Source organism: Sulfitobacter guttiformis (assembly GCF_003610455.1).
Lineage (GTDB): Bacteria > Pseudomonadota > Alphaproteobacteria > Rhodobacterales > Rhodobacteraceae > Sulfitobacter > Sulfitobacter guttiformis.
In genome coordinates this window covers 702,728-717,686 of record NZ_RAQK01000002.1, presented here as the reverse complement: position 1 = coordinate 717,686, position 14,959 = coordinate 702,728, and the positions used below count along the sequence as shown (strand labels likewise).

11 protein-coding genes and 1 pseudogene are annotated in these 14,959 nt (G+C 52.4%); 3 read left to right on the top strand and 9 right to left on the bottom strand.

The genetic code is table 11. The annotated features are described in order from the left end of the window. Positions 1-5: 5 nt before the first annotated feature. Positions 6-848 carry an arsenate reductase/protein-tyrosine-phosphatase family protein gene (locus tag C8N30_RS16110; protein WP_025061768.1) on the bottom strand — a complete coding sequence of 281 codons (843 nt, stop codon included), beginning with the start codon at positions 846-848 and terminating at the stop codon, positions 6-8. A 473-nt stretch (positions 849-1,321) separates the two neighbouring features. On the opposite strand from C8N30_RS16110, the gene C8N30_RS16105 reads away from it, so the two are divergent. After that, positions 1,322-1,873: a 2OG-Fe(II) oxygenase gene (locus tag C8N30_RS16105; RefSeq protein ID WP_025061769.1), complete on the top strand. Its 552-nt coding sequence runs from the start codon at positions 1,322-1,324 to the stop codon at positions 1,871-1,873. A gap of 411 nt (positions 1,874-2,284) precedes the next feature. Here the strand turns inward: C8N30_RS16105 and C8N30_RS16095 are convergent, their stop codons facing one another. The 7 genes from C8N30_RS16095 to urtA form a co-directional block, all read right to left on the bottom strand. Continuing rightward, entirely contained in the window at positions 2,285-2,617 is a 333-nt protein-coding gene (locus C8N30_RS16095; protein WP_084273563.1) for an FmdB family zinc ribbon protein, read from the bottom strand. Between the two features lie 56 nt (positions 2,618-2,673). Continuing rightward, positions 2,674-3,903: a formamidase gene (fmdA, locus tag C8N30_RS16090; protein ID WP_025061770.1), complete on the bottom strand. Its 1,230-nt coding sequence runs from the start codon at positions 3,901-3,903 to the stop codon at positions 2,674-2,676. A gap of 21 nt (positions 3,904-3,924) precedes the next feature. After that, on the bottom strand, positions 3,925-4,614 hold the full coding sequence (gene urtE, locus C8N30_RS16085) for an urea ABC transporter ATP-binding subunit UrtE (RefSeq protein ID WP_025061771.1): 690 nt from the start codon (positions 4,612-4,614) through the stop codon (positions 3,925-3,927). Positions 4,615-4,627: 13 nt separating this feature from the next. Further along, positions 4,628-5,374, bottom strand: a complete 747-nt coding sequence (gene urtD, locus C8N30_RS16080; protein WP_025061772.1) for an urea ABC transporter ATP-binding protein UrtD — start codon at positions 5,372-5,374, stop codon at positions 4,628-4,630. Then, positions 5,374-6,507 (bottom strand): urea ABC transporter permease subunit UrtC, encoded by a 1,134-nt coding sequence (gene urtC, locus C8N30_RS16075; RefSeq protein ID WP_025061773.1) that lies wholly within the window; start codon positions 6,505-6,507, stop codon positions 5,374-5,376. Before urtC ends, urtD begins: the two co-directional genes overlap by 1 nt. 12 nt (positions 6,508-6,519) lie before the next feature. Continuing rightward, positions 6,520-7,446, bottom strand: a complete 927-nt coding sequence (gene urtB / locus C8N30_RS16070; protein ID WP_025061774.1) for an urea ABC transporter permease subunit UrtB — start codon at positions 7,444-7,446, stop codon at positions 6,520-6,522. Between the two features lie 81 nt (positions 7,447-7,527). Further along, positions 7,528-8,796 (bottom strand): urea ABC transporter substrate-binding protein, encoded by a 1,269-nt coding sequence (gene urtA, locus C8N30_RS16065; protein WP_025061775.1) that lies wholly within the window; start codon positions 8,794-8,796, stop codon positions 7,528-7,530. 237 nt (positions 8,797-9,033) lie between these two features. Here urtA and C8N30_RS16060 point away from each other — a divergent pair, with 237 nt between their 5' ends. Together C8N30_RS16060 and C8N30_RS16055 are read left to right on the top strand one after the other, a co-directional pair. Continuing rightward, on the top strand, positions 9,034-12,372 hold the full coding sequence (locus tag C8N30_RS16060) for a hybrid sensor histidine kinase/response regulator (RefSeq protein WP_025061776.1): 3,339 nt from the start codon (positions 9,034-9,036) through the stop codon (positions 12,370-12,372). Next, entirely contained in the window at positions 12,365-13,255 is an 891-nt protein-coding gene (locus tag C8N30_RS16055) for a response regulator transcription factor (protein WP_025061777.1), read from the top strand. Before C8N30_RS16060 ends, C8N30_RS16055 begins: the two co-directional genes overlap by 8 nt. A gap of 624 nt (positions 13,256-13,879) precedes the next feature. Here the strand turns inward: C8N30_RS16055 and C8N30_RS19995 are convergent. After that, a pseudogene (locus C8N30_RS19995) lies at positions 13,880-14,689 on the bottom strand (type I restriction-modification enzyme R subunit C-terminal domain-containing protein); the annotation flags it as partial. Positions 14,690-14,959 lie beyond the last annotated feature (270 nt).

Here is a 14,959-nt window from a genome sequence, read left to right as displayed (position 1 = left end):
TCTGGTTATTCCTGTCTGGCAGTTTCTTTGCCGATCTGATCGACGCGTTTTTGTAGCGATCCACGATCCAAATTATCGAACGGCAATGCGGAGAATGCTATGATGCGGTTGTGCAGCGCCCCGTAGGTCTGGTGGAACGCAAGACGCTTTGCCGCATCGGTTCCTTCAGCCTTTACAGGGTCCGGCATACCCCAGTGACCAGAGACGGGCTGACTGGGCCAAGTGGGGCATTCCTCATTGGCGGCACGGTCACAGACGGTAAAGACAAAATCCATGCGCGGAGCGTCAACACCCTGGAATTCCTCAATGTTTTTAGAACGCAAAAGCGACACGTCATGCCCCTTTGATTTAAGCAGTTCTACCGCAAAAGGGTTCAGCTCCGAGCGCTGCGCAGTGCCTGCCGAATAGGCTATGAACGTATCGCCCGCCCTATCGCGCAAAATGGTCTCTGCAAAAATCGAGCGGGCAGAGTTTCCGGTGCAAACAAAGAGGACGTTGAACTTCTTGTCAGTCATGGGAGAGATACTCCTGAGAAGGTCAGAAAATTGCGGCGGGCAAAGGTCCGCCCTACCGCGACAACAGTCGACGAAAAGCCCTGCAACGACCTCACGGGCAGCGTCGAGATTGATGGCATAGAGCAGCCGCGTCCTGTCCCGACGCTGTGAGATGAGACCTGCCTGAGTCAGGGCAGACAGGTAGACCGATGCGGTGCTGGCCTTGAAGTCCAAGGCCTCGGCAATTTCACCAGCTGGCAGTTCATCTGGACAGCGGCGCATGAGCAGGCGGAACACTGCCATCCGCTGAGGATGACTGAGAATAGCGAGTCGGTTTGTGAGAGTTGATTCCATATTTCATGAATATTGGAATTATATGGATTTGGTCAAGTAAGTTCTTGATCTAGGCATCCGAAACCAAATGGCTAATCAACACCTATCAATTCATGCTGCGCAAAGTTGACCCGTTCCCGAATGCAGACATGCGAACCCGTCCGTCTAACGGCGGCTTTGTTCCGCGTAGCGGACCTCGGCGCGCCGCGCGGCTAAGGTCGGGTTTGGGACAGAAATACTTGATTTTTGCGCCAATATGGCGCGACGCCGCCCGCTGAAAGGGTTCAGAAAATGCGCCGTGCCGCGTCAAAACTGTGTGACGTTCCACATTGGGGAAGGTCCTCCCAAGACGGGCAGGATCTCGCCTGCCGCGCATCATCGGGGCGATTGAATTTTCAGACAAAGGCGTGGCGCGGTGCTAAGTTACGCGACCGGTCGTTTGCATCCGTACGGGTGGCTTGGGGCCGGAGTCTCTTTGTCTGAAAGACCTAATAATGATGTCTATGCATGCAATGCCAAATGCCTTTAGCGTCGGAGAGTGCGACACAATCGTGGCCGCCATATCCCAAGCCCCCACCGATCCGGCGCTGCTCGTGGGGCGCAACCGCGACCACAACATGCGCAGTGCCGATCTGGTGTGGACCGACGAAGTAGAAGGGCTGGGCTGGGTGATGGACCGGCTGATTGATCTGGTGCGGGTGGCGAACCGCGATCACTTTGGTTTTGATCTGACCGCATTCGAGGAAAGCCCGCAGGTGGCGATCTACCGCGCCACAGCTGCGGGGCATTTTGCGTGGCATTCGGACATTGGCGGCGGGCCGATTTCGGCCAAGCGCAAGCTGACGCTGGTACTGCAACTGTCGCCGTCGGGCAACTATGAGGGCGGCACGTTAGAGGTGATGCCCGGTGCGCAGGTGCTGGAGGCCAGTCGGGCGCAGGGCTGTGTGAACGTGTTCCCCAGCTTTACGTTGCATCAGGTGACACCGGTGCGCAGCGGCGTGCGCCATTCGCTGACAGTCTGGTCGCACGGGCCCGCGTTCCGGTGAAAGGGGCGGACGGCAGATGTGTTGAGCATCAGATAATTTTGCGGATTGTGTCGCGACATTGATCTAAGACAGGCAACAAGACTTTCGTGGAGGGTGCGGGGAAGGTCCGGTTCAAGCCGATAATTACCAGCTTTCTATGCTACGGCTAAAGTCTGCTTTCGGTAACGCGGAACCTCTCCTCGCGATCTTTTCAAAAGGTATGGCTCCCATCGTTGTTCTGAATGATGACGGAGAGCGCACGCTCCGGAATACCCACTAGCGCTTTGTCCTGCCGCAGACGTCGAAAAAACTGGAAAACCAATCCAGCGCTCGCAGCCGCCCTATGCTTTCGCCTGAAACAGGGCTTTTCTGACAAGAAATTATCTAACATTCTTGCTGCACATTTTGCTTTCTGCGGTAATTGATAGCGGTTTAATGCGAAATCATCCAAGGACGCTTCGTTGGAAAGCTCTTGGAGCCGTCTGCGCGGTACAGTGTCTTACTATTTTTCTTGGTACCCCCACTGCAACAGCCACACCCGGGACCGTGTGTACTTGTGCGTTTGGGGGCGTCCGCGCTGCGTTCGTTGGTCGCATGACCTATGCGAATGCTACTGCTGACAAACGACACATTTGGCGCGGTCAGCAATACGCGTGGAGCCAACGTTCCACAAGTTGGACAGTCTTTCGGTTCGGCACAAAGCGCCATGCGTTCGAGCGCTTCAAACGGACCGCAATCGCCGCACTGATATTCATAAACCGGCATTAGATTTTCCTTTTTGTTGGAAAGACCGGCCTCAAAATGAGACCGGTCAAGGATGATTAGAGATCAGGGGCCAAAGGCATATCGATGCTGCCATCAAGGAACTTCGTCGGTCCGTTCGCGTTGGGCATCAAGTCCCACTCGAAGATGTCATTGGGCAGCCAGAGCGTTGCACAGGCGTTGGGAATATCGACGACACCAGAAATATGACCCTGCACCGGTGCCGTCCCCAAAATCGCATAGGCCTGTGCGCCAGAATAGCCAAATTTCTTCAGATACTCGATTGCGTTCAAGCAGGCCTGACGGTACGCAATTTGAACGTCAAGGTAATGCTGACCACCACCTTCGTCGACGGAAATACCCTCAAAAATCAGGTAGTCGTCGTACTTCGGATTGATTGGGGACGGCTTGAAAATCGGATTCTTTATCCCGTATTTGCTGATGCCTTCTTTGATCAGCGTCACTCTTATATGCAACCAACCGGCCATTTCAATCGCACCGCAAAATGTGATCTCGCCATCACCTTGGCTGAAGTGAAGATCGCCCATCGAAAGCCCACCGCCATCGACATAAACAGGGAAATAGCAGGTCGCACCGCGGCTCAAATCTTTGATATCGCAGTTCCCGCCATGCTCACGGGGCGGCACGGTACGCGCAGCCTCCATTGCAGCAGCGTTGCGTGCGTCGCCCTTCATCGCGCCCATGTGCGCGCTTTGCGTGTTGGGCAACTCTGCTAAGGGCGGCACACGCTGCGGGTCAGTATTGACCAACGCTGTCTCACGCGCGTTCCACATATCGAGCATTTTGCGGTCCGGAAGGCAGCCGATCAGACCGGGGTGGATTTGGCCCGCGTATTTCACACCTGGCACGTGACGCGATTTGGTAAACATCCCGTCAAAATCCCAGATCGACTTTTGCGCCTCGGGGAAATGTTCTGTCAGGAAACCGCCACCATTCTTCTTGGAAAAGAAGCCGTTGAAACCCCAATTCATCTCTTCTTTTGTGCCGATATCGAGGATTTCAACAACCATTAGATCGCCGGGCTCCGCCCCTTTTACACCGATCGGGCCAGACAGGTAATGGACCTGCTGAAGCTCGACATCGCGCACATCCGAGGCGTCGTCGTTGTTTTTGATTTGACCGCCGGTCCAGTCATAGGTTTCGATCTTGAAATCATCGCCCGGCTCGACCCAAACATTGATCGGAATATCAGGATGCCACCTGTTATGGATATTTTCATTGGTGTGGGGGCTTTCGCTCAAATCCACCGAAATTAATGTGTCTGCCATGGGTAGCTCCTCCTTTTTTGATTACACTGATAGAAACTTCGAGACCTTAGCCTCGTCGATGCCGTCGCGCGGGCTGTCATGCACGAAGGTACCATTCTCGATGACCATCACACGGTCAGCGACGTCGAGAGCGAAACTGAGAACTTGCTCAGAGACGATAATCGACAAGCCTTTTTGATCACGTATTTTGCGCAATGTTCGCGCCATCTCACGAATGATCGACGGCTGGATGCCCTCGGTCGGCTCGTCGAGCAGAAGCACTTTGGGGTTTGAAGCCAAAGCCCGCGCGATGGCGAGCTGCTGTTGCTGGCCGCCTGACAGGTTGCCACCGCGCCGTGATTTCATCTCCAATAACACCGGAAAGAGCTCGTAAATGTCGTCTGGTACTTTGGATTGACCCGTTACAGTGAGGCCGGTTTCGACGTTTTCTTGCACGGTCATTGCCGAGAAAATCATTCGGCCTTGCGGCACATAGGCTATCCCCTTGGCCACACGTTGATACGACTTGAGACCCGTAACTGCGTGACCATCCACATTTATGGCACCGGATGTTGCGGGCACGATCCCCATGAGGGTCTTAATCAGCGTGGTTTTACCCATTCCGTTGCGCCCCATGATGGCAATGATCTCGCCGGGGGCGGCGTTTATATCGAGGCCGTGCAACACTTCGGATTCCCCGTAGGCGGCGCGTAAATCTTTAACGTTCAGCATGTGCGTGGCTCCCTCAGTGGCCCAGATAGACTTCGATAACTTTTGGATCGGCCTGCACATGCGCCATAGAGCCTTCGGACAGCATCTTGCCCTGGTGCAGCACATTTACACGGGTGGCGATATCCGCAACAAAGCCCATGTCATGCTCGATCACGATGACAGAGCGGTCCTTGATGATGCGGTTCAGCAACTCGGCAGTTTTCTTGCGCTCGGCCACTGACATGCCCGCCACCGGCTCATCAAGCATCAACAGTTCAGGATCTTGAATCAGCAACATACCGATCTCGAGCCATTGCTTTTGGCCGTGGCTGAGGAATGCTGCTTTTTCAGCCAGCACGTCCTCCAGAAAGATCGTCTCGGCGATCTCATGTATCCGTGATTGCACAACCGCATCGCGGCGAAACGCCAGTGCGCCAAAGACACTGTAGCCTTTAGGATAGCTGATCTCGAGATTTTCGAAGACCGACAAATCCTCATAGACAGACGGAGTCTGGAATTTTCGCCCAACGCCTGCATGTACGATCTGGTCTTCGCGCATTTTCAAAAGCTCGCGATCTTTGAACTTTACCGATCCGCCTGTGGCTTGGGTCCGGCCACAAATCAGGTCGAGCACTGTTGTTTTGCCAGCACCATTTGGCCCAATGATGACGCGGCACTCGTTTCGTTCAACGTAAAAGCTGAGATCATCGACCGCTTTGAAGCCATCAAAAGAAACAGTGAGTCCTTCGACTTCGAGAAGGAATATTTTCTCGTTGGACATCATGCGGCCTCCTTCTTGTCTGAGGACACTGCGGCGCTCACCGAATTTTTGGACCACAACTTTGATACACGCGGCATGATTTGTTCGGACCACACACCAGCCAGTCCATTGGGAAACAACATCACCACGGCGATGAACAACCCGCCCAATCCAAAGAGCCAGAGTTCGGGGAAACTTTCGGAGAACGAAGTTTTAGCCCAATTGACTAACAGCGCGCCGTAAACTGCCCCAACGATTGACAATCGACCACCGACGGCGCAGAAAATCACCATTTCGATGGACGGCACAATGCCCACCAGTGTTGGCGACATGAAGCCTACTTGGAGCGTAAACATGGCCCCGCCGATGCCAGCAAATGCAGCACCGAGGCAGAAGATGAAGATCTTGAAGCTGGCGACATCATAACCCGAGAAACGGACCCGGTCTTCTTGATCGCGCATGGCGATCAGGATACGGCCAAGTTTGGATTTCCGGACGTAATGCGCAATGAAGAGCACCGCAAAGAGCAATGCACCATTGACGTAATAGAGCACTTCTTTCGCCTCGTCTGTGCGGATATCCCAGCCTTTGAATGTACGCAGATCGGTGATCCCGTTGACCCCGCCTGTGTACCCTTGCTGGCCGATGATCAGGATCGTCAGGATCGCCGCGAAGGCCTGTGTGATGATTGCGAAGTACACCCCACCCACGCGCCGCCGGAACATCGCCACGCCAATAACAAAAGCAAAAATCACGGGAACAAGCACAACGGCGATCAAGGACAGTGTTAAACTATAGAAAGGGGTCCACCAGAGGGGCAGTTCGGTCAGTTGGTTCCAGTCCATAAAGTCCGGGATGCCCGGCGTGGATTGGATGGATGTATTTTCGGGTGTGGAGGCCTCTAGTTTGAGAAACATCGCCATACAGTAGCCGCCAAGGCCGAAGAAAACGCCTTGCCCCAAGCTGAGGATGCCGCCGGCACCCCAGCAAAGCACAAGGCCGACCGCAACAAAGGCATAGGTCAGATATTTGCCAAACAGGTTCAATCGGAAGTTATCGAGCATGGCCGGAAGGATCAAAAAAATCACGAGGGCAAGAATGGCAAACGCAACCGCTTCGTGCCGCGTGAAGAGGGATGTCTTGGAAAAGGTCATATGCGCCGTTCCTTACTTGCGAAGCTTGAGGGAAAAGAGGCCCTGAGGGCGGATCATCAAGATGCCAACCACTGTCAAAAGTGTGAGCACTTTGGCCATCGAGCCGGACAAGAAGAACTCCATGATCGACTGTGCTTGGCTGATCGAGAAGGCCGAGGCTATCGTGCCAAGGATGCTGCCCGCGCCGCCAAAGACGACCACAAGGAAAGTATCGACGATGTAGAGCTGACCAGATGTAGGCCCTGTCGAGCCGATCATCGTAAACGCAGAGCCTGCGACACCGGCGACGCCGCAACCGATGCCAAAGGTCAAACGGTCCGTCCATTCTGTGTTGATGCCCACAGCACCAGCCATTACACGGTTCTGGTTGATCGCGCGCACTTGTTTGCCCCAATTCGAGCGGAACATCATGACATAGACACCGACTGAAATGCTGACCGCGAGGACCATGACGAAGATGCCGTTGATCGGCACCTCGATCATATCGGTTACCGGCATAGAGCCCATCATCCAGTCGGGAATAGTCACACCCACTTCGCGCGCACCGAATGCTGTACGATAGAATTGTTGCAAAATCAGGCTGAGGCCCCAGGTCGCCAGAAGCGTATCAAGAGGGCGTTTATAAAGGTGGCGAATAATCGACCATTCCACAAACAACCCCAGCAGCCCTGAGGCAATGAAAGCCAGAAACATTGCGACAAAGAAGTAGCCGCTGAATAGTGCGGGCATATAGTCGGAGAAGAAGTTGGAGACAAAGTAAGTTACATAGGCGCCGAGGATCATAAACTCGCCGTGGGCCATATTAATGACCCCCATCTGTCCAAAAATGATCGCGAGGCCTAAAGCCATAAGCACAAAGACCGAGAATAAAATCAGACCCGCAAAACCTTGCATCGCAAAGATGGCGCCCAGTTCGGACGTGGAATAATCGGAAAACATAGCGATCCTTAATGTGCTGTGAGGAAAAGGATAGGGCGGCCCGCCTTGCAACAAACAGGCCGCCTCTGAGTTTAGACCGCTCTATTGGTACCCTTCCGGGAACGGGTTGGGTTCAACCAATTCTGCGGTTTCAAACACCACATCGTATTGACCGTCAGCTTTTGCGCGACCAACACGGGTCTTGGACCACAGGTGGTGGTTTTCATGCACTTTCACATAGCCTTCGGGTGCATTTTCCAGCTCTACGCCAATCTGGGCTTCACGGACTTTATCGACGTCAAAGGACCCCGCTTTTTCCACGGCGGCTTTCCACAACCACGGACCAAGATAAGCAGCCTGAGTCACATCGCCGATAACGATGTCCTCGCCCCACATCTCTTTGAACGCCTTCACAAAGTCGACGTTGTTCGGATTGTCGAGAGACTGGAAGTATTTCATGCAGGCATACGCGCCTTCCATGTTTTCACCACCAATCCCAAGGATTTCATCTTCTGTCACAGAGATCGTCAGCAAAATCGGATCTTCGGCAGTCATGTCGATGCCAGCCGCTTTGAGTTGCTTATAAAAGGCTACGTTCGAGCCACCCACAACAATGGCATAGATGACGTCCGGTTTGCGTAGGCGGATCTTGTTGATGACGGAATTGAACTGCGTGTGACCAAGCGGATAGTAGTCTTCGCCCACAACTTCGCCGCCAAGAAAGTCCTCGATGTGCTTGCGGGCAATTTTATTCGAGGTCCGTGGCCAGATATAGTCAGAACCGAGCAGGTAGAACGAATTCGCCCCCTTGGTTTCTTTGACCCAATCGAGGCCAGCAATGATCTGCTGGGTGGCTTCTTGACCCGTGTAGATGACGTTCGGGCTCTGCTCCAGACCCTCGTAGAAAGTCGGGTAGTAGAGGAACCCATTATGCTGCTCGAATACTGGAAGGACGGCTTTGCGGCTCGCAGAAGTCCAGCAGCCCATGACCGAAGCGACTTTGTCAGCGACCAGCAGTTTACGCGCTTTTTCCGCAAATGTCGGCCAATCCGATGCACCGTCTTCTTGAATCACTTCGATCTGGCGACCTAGAATGCCACCCATCTCGTTAATCTGCTTAATCGCTAGCTTTTCGGCCTGAACCGATCCCGTCTCCGATATCGCCATGGTGCCAGTGACGGAATGCAAGATACCGATTGTTACCGTGTCGTCTGTGACTGCGAGCCCTGTCGTGTTGACCTCAGCGGTGGGAAAGCTTTGCGCAAGAAGTCCTTTTGGTGCGAACAAGGCCGCCCCGAATGCAGCGCTGCTGGCCATCATGGCACGACGGCTCATTCCGTCGGTTTTGTTCGAAGATGGTGTGTCAGACATGTCCATTCCTTTTCGAATGCTAAAAGATTGGGCGATTCCACTGCACGCCCGCCTTCATACGATCAGCGCAATGAGCGCGAGCGGGTATACGTCGAATGACGTATAGGCCTGCGCAATTTGTCCCCTATGATTTTTACTCAAGAGTTATCCGCCAAATGACACCCAAAGTACGCGCTGTGCGCAGCGCTTGAATGACTTTTCGGGCGGTCATGGATACGCAAAGGGGAGTCGTGAGGCGTGGCGACAGGACTGCAGGCGACCAGTGAGAAAAGAACCTACAATCGCTGGGTCGCAAACGAGACGATGGAAGATTTTGCCTTGCGCTTCACCGCACGTCGCGCGCGGCGCTGGAGCTATGCGCGAGTGGCAAACACGGCTATCGGGTCGATATCGTTTCTGGCGCTGGAGGCGATCGGTGCCGCTATAACGATTACATACGGCTTTGATATAGCCATTGCAGCCATCATGTTTGTGGGCGCACTGTTGTTCCTGACAGGCTTTCCCATCTGCTACTATGCTGCACGGTATGGCGTTGATATCGACTTGCTGACCCGCGGCGCTGGATTTGGCTATATTGGCTCAACAATCACGTCCCTAATCTATGCTTCATTCACGTTTATCTTCTTTGCACTGGAGGCGGCGATCCTTGCACTGGCGCTGAACTTCTTGTTCGGGTTGCCGATTTTTCTGGGCTATATCGTCAGCTCGCTCGTTGTGATCCCTTTGGTTATTAACGGCTTCTCCAAAATCTCTACGTTCCAGACATGGACACAGCCGTTCTGGGTCGTTCTGCATATTCTACCCTTCGCGCTATTGGCTTTCGTGGGCTATGACCTTGACGGGTGGAAAGAATTAGAAGGCACCGAGGAGGCCAAAGGGACATCCGCCTTATTGATGTTCGGCGCGGCCTCTGGCGTGATATTTTCTTTGGTTGCTCAAATCGGCGAGCAGGTGGATTTCTTGCGCTTCCTACCGGAGCCAAAAACCAAAAGTGATCGCCGGAAGTGGCTCACGGCGCTTATTATAGCAGGGCCGGGCTGGTCTGTGATTGGGGTTTTGAAAATGCTTGCGGGATCTTATCTGGTTACGCTTGCAATCCGCGAATCCGTCCCCATTGAGGAAGCCGCTGATCCGACTTTGATGTATTTTACGGCGTTCGATCAGGTCTTTGGCTCTCCTGCGGTTGTGTTGGCATTGACGGGTCTGTTTGTTGTGCTGTCACAGCTCAAGATCAATGTAACCAATGCCTATGCAGGCTCTATCGCATGGTCGAACTTCTTTTCACGCTTGACACATAGCCATCCTGGCCGAGTCGTGTGGCTGGTCTTCAATGTCGCCATTGCGGTGCTGTTGATGGAATTGGGCGTGTTTGAAGGGCTAGAAACGGTTTTAGGATTTTATGCGCATGTCGCTGTCGCTTGGATCGGTGCATTGGTGGCGGATCTGGTGGTCAACAAACCCTTGGGATTAAGCCCGAAGGGGATCGAATTCCGGCGCGGGCATCTTTACGATATTAATCCCGTAGGCATTGGGGCTATGGGCCTTTCATGTGTTTTATCGTTGTTGGCAATTGCTGGCATCTTTGGACCAACAGCAGAAGCCTTTTCGACCTTAGTCGCCTTGGGGTCAGCCTTCGCACTTGCACCGTTGATCGCATTTTTGACAGGCGGGAAATACTACCTCGCACGCCCCGCAGTTACCCTTCCCCCAGAAGGGTTGCAAACATGCTCGATTTGCGATTTCCGCTTTGATGCAGAAGACATGACACATTGTCCATTTCATGCAGGCACGATTTGTTCACTCTGCTGCACACTCGACAGCAACTGTCAGGACAGCTGCAAACCACACGCCCGCTTCGAAACAAATTTTCGTAATATGCTTGGGCGCATTTTTCGTCCTGAGGTAACAAAAATTCTGTTGTCGCGTCCCTCGCGTTTCGCGGTCTTTACAGGATTGATTGGCGGGTGCTTGGGCGTTGTTTTGTTGTTGATTAAATCTCTTGAAGGCACCGAAAAATTCTCCGCTGTGCTGACTGTTATTTTCGGTGCTGCCCTGATCATCATAGGCGTTTGCGTTTGGATGTTTCTTCTGGTCAGTGAAAGTCATGGCAAAGCACGGGCTGAAAGCAGCCTTCAAACTGACCGCCTCTTGCGAGAGATCCGCGCCCATGAGCGAACGGACCTTGCCTTGCAGGATGCAAAAGACAAAGCGGAGGCCGCAAATCTGGCCAAAACACGGTATATGGCGGGATTGAGCCATGAGTTGCGCACACCACTCAATGCAATTTACGGATTTGCTCAAATCCTCGAAAAAGACCCACGTATGCCCGCACACCGCGCCGAGTCTGTGACGACGATCCGGCGCAGCAGTGAGCATTTGGCCGGTCTGATAGAAGGGCTGCTTGATATCGCACGCATTGAAGCCGGGCGATTGGAGATCATGCGCGACAGGATCAATCTGCGCATGTTCCTCAAGCAGATAGCGTCGATTTTTGAGCAAGAAGCTCGTGATAAAGGTGTGACATTTGAAATCGAAACATACGGGAGCTTTCCAGAGTGGGTCGGTTTTGATGAAAAACGTCTCCGTCAAATATTAATAAATTTGTTGTCAAATGCCCTCCGCTACACCCATGCAGGACAAGTACGCCTCAAAGTCATCTACCGAAATGAAGTCGCCCAAATTGAAGTCAGCGATACAGGCGTGGGCATCGCGCCGGAATTTCTGCCCCGGATCTGGCGACCGTTTGAGCGCGGCAGCTACACGGAAACGCGGGGTTCGGGGTTAGGCTTGACGATAACCAAGCTGCTTGTTGAAATTCTTGGGGGCGACATCAGTGTCGAGAGTGTGCTCGGCCAAGGCAGCACATTTAAGGTACGCCTTATGCTCCCATCGATTTCCAATGAGACAATGAAGAGGCGCGGCCTCACGAAAGAGGCCCGGTCCTTGCCCGTTGTCGGCTATCACGGTGCGCGTAAAACGATTTTGGCCGTTGATGATGACCTCAACCATTTATCGTTGGTACGCAGCGTTTTTGAACCACTTTCCTTTATTGTAGTGACTGCACCTAACGCTGAAGTAGCCTTGGAAATATTGTCTGATATAACGCCAGACCTCTTTGTTCTGGACATCGACCTGCCAGGGCAAGATGGCTGGACATTGGCGAGCCACCTGCGCAGCGGTGCTTTGGTCGGCATCCCGATTATCATGATTTCCGGTCATGCGATGGACGCTGAGAAGCCAACACGCCAGATTTCGCTCTATGATGCATTCGTTTCAAAACCCTACAACCTTGATGATCTTGTAATGCGTGTGGCCGAATTGCTGAAACTGGATTTGACGTTTGAAACACCCGTTGGCCCAGCGGCTGAAACTTCACAAAAGCTGCAGGCGTTCCACCCATCGGAGCTGATCCCGCTCGTGCGTTCAGGTCAGGTAAACGAGATTCGAAAGCGACTATTAGAGTTGGAAAAGACACAAGTCTGTCCACCCGAACTTCTACTTGCGCTCAAAGAATGTTTCGCATCGTTTGATCTAAAAACGATGGCTCTACTTTTGGAAGGAGCCCCCAATGGGTAAGCACGTCACAGCAGATCAAAACATCGCGTTGGTTGTCGATGATGATCCAAACTCTTTATCAATGATATCGACCGCTCTCGAGGAAAACGGGATGTCTGTCATTGTGGCGCGGGATGGTAGAACAGCAATTGATTTGGTGAAACGTGTAAGACCGGATGTAATTCTGATGGATGCGGTTATGCCCGACATGGATGGATTCGAAACCTGTCACATACTGAAAACAGGCCCGCAGAGCACCCATGCGCCCATTATCTTTATGACCGGACTGACGGAGCCCGAAGATGTTCTGCGCGGATTGGCAGCGGGCGGCGTAGACTACATCACAAAACCGGTTGTCGTGGATGAACTGGTTGCCCGCATTGGCATTCATGTCATCAATTCCAAACTTATCCAAAGTGCGCGTGATGCGCATGATGTTTCGGGTCGGTCTCTTCTGGCATTCGATCAATCCGGTATATTGGTTTGGGGCTCGAAAATGGCCATGGACACTTTCAACTTGAACCCAGTGGACTTCCAAACCCTTCAAGATTGGGTTGTCGATTGCACCAGAAAGCCGGTCTTTCAGATCGTTCAGCTGACGGTTGGCGGACATACATTTCACTATGTCGGATTTTCGAATGCATCTGAGATATTGATCAAATTCATACAGGAAAGGACTGAAACTCCGAAACAGCTACTGGCACGATTCTTGTCGCTGACGTTGCGCGAAGCTGAAGTACTTTATTGGCTAACTTTGGGCAAAACAAACCATGACATTAGTGTAATCCTCAGTCTGAGTCCCCGCACTGTGAACAAACATCTTGAGAAAATTTTCCAAAAAATGGGCGTCGATAACCGAACATCCGCTGCAGTGGCAGCGGATCGGATTTTGCACCTCAATTAAAGAAAAATTTACCAGATTATCTTCATGCATGTTTTTGGTCTCAAGCTGCTTCTAGGACGATTTTCCTTTCCCGACTTGAAAATGCCTCGGGGCTCCACGTCGCTCGTTCGCCTCGAAACGCTCTCCCTCTCTCTAAGGTGCATAATTGTGATTTTTTTATCTATTACTTTGAAACGTTTCAACAGCCTGCCGTAAGCTAATTTGCGGTGCCCGGATGACCGTTTTAGTTAGATCTGCGGTAATGCCGATAATGAATTGCGACAGACGCTAACGTTTGCTGCGCCAGCATTTGCTATATATGCATAAGTCGGATTCGTCCGCGACCCGTTGGTTGACCCCACGCGGAGCGAAAGGATGCTTTAGATTCTGCACTGGATCTCATATTTCAATGGCGGCTTGGGTGATGTGCCCTGCATCGCGGCGATAAATCTGCTGCAAGCACAAGGAAATGCTGCGCGAGCAATAGCTGCACCGGCAAAAAGCTGGTTTGTCCGCACAGCAGAAACTGACCCAGACTGCCCCCGAGGTCCGATCCAGGTCAGAAATGCTTAATATTGCACGCACGGGCCGTTGATACATTCAGAAAACACCGCGGATCGAGTCATAGGCGTGCGATTTCCCGCACTATGGGGTGTACAAATGGCCTTGAATATCCATGAGTGCCGTTCTGATTTTGGGAATATCACCGAGCTTTTTCTTCGCTCCGTTCGTTCCACCGTATTTAACTTTCAGGAAGTCGCCTATATTCGAGAGAGCTAACTCGTCGACGCCATGAATTTCATAAGCTGACAAAACAAACTCTAGGAATGAACGCATTTCATCCTCGAAGTCGATAAGTCCATATTGCCTAGCGGTTTTCGCTCGCTTGGAAGACAACTGAGGGGCCAGCGTGAATTTCACGTAGACAAGAACGTCGAAGATATCGCTGTCACGAGCGTCGATGATCCGCTTCATATCTTCTAGACGTCCAGCATCATATTCACGGTCGGCAAGGACTTTGAGGAATTGGACCCGTATTTCTGGAGTGCTCCAAATTCTGCGCAGCTCGTCCTCATCTTTCACTAAATCGCTAAGGTCGCCGAACAATTGATCCATGAGGTCTTGGCCCGAGATCATTTTTCCGTCGTGGGAGAAATATGTCGTTGTTGCGATGCACGGAATCTAGCGCTTTTTGCCGTCGGCCAGTTTTATCGTGATCTTTGCTTTGGGTTCTGGCGCAGGTTCCGGTGGGCCAGACGTGGATGGCTCGCCAGTTGGCGTTGGTCGCAGGCTTGGCGACTCCGGGGGCAGGGGCTCCCCATCCCGCTCTGGATCGTTGAAGTGCTCGTATGCTTTGCCAAAGTCGAAGACGGCAAAGAAAACCTTACCTTCAAAGGTGCGCGTTCCCCTGCCGACGACCTGCTTGTGCCCGATTATAGACTTTACGGGACGCACATGTTTTCACTATTTAGGTATAAGATATTGAAAATAGTATAAATTTTGTATATTTCTTCCGATACCGCCAATTCAGTTCTCTTGGTTAGGATGACGAACTTCGTTGACGTGTAAATGCCCTTTATCCCAGTTGACGCTGCTAAGAGCCCTGTTCAATACCAGACCAGTTGCTGAAGGTTTTAAGAAGGGCCATATCAATGATCACAATATGCGCTAATAACGCCCATCAGTTAGACTTATAAAGCACCCAAGTACGTAATTTCCTGATGT

Coding starts and splice junctions, on each gene's coding strand:
- C8N30_RS16110 (WP_025061768.1), bottom strand. CDS start 848: ATGGAATCAACTCTCACAAACCGACTCGCTATTCTCAGTCATCCTCAG.
- C8N30_RS16105 (WP_025061769.1), top strand. CDS start 1,322: ATGATGTCTATGCATGCAATGCCAAATGCCTTTAGCGTCGGAGAGTGC.
- C8N30_RS16095 (WP_084273563.1), bottom strand. CDS start 2,617: ATGCCGGTTTATGAATATCAGTGCGGCGATTGCGGTCCGTTTGAAGCG.
- fmdA (WP_025061770.1), bottom strand. CDS start 3,903: ATGGCAGACACATTAATTTCGGTGGATTTGAGCGAAAGCCCCCACACC.
- urtE (WP_025061771.1), bottom strand. CDS start 4,614: ATGCTGAACGTTAAAGATTTACGCGCCGCCTACGGGGAATCCGAAGTG.
- urtD (WP_025061772.1), bottom strand. CDS start 5,374: ATGTCCAACGAGAAAATATTCCTTCTCGAAGTCGAAGGACTCACTGTT.
- urtC (WP_025061773.1), bottom strand. CDS start 6,507: ATGACCTTTTCCAAGACATCCCTCTTCACGCGGCACGAAGCGGTTGCG.
- urtB (WP_025061774.1), bottom strand. CDS start 7,446: ATGTTTTCCGATTATTCCACGTCCGAACTGGGCGCCATCTTTGCGATG.
- urtA (WP_025061775.1), bottom strand. CDS start 8,796: ATGTCTGACACACCATCTTCGAACAAAACCGACGGAATGAGCCGTCGT.
- C8N30_RS16055 (WP_025061777.1), top strand. CDS start 12,365: ATGGGTAAGCACGTCACAGCAGATCAAAACATCGCGTTGGTTGTCGAT.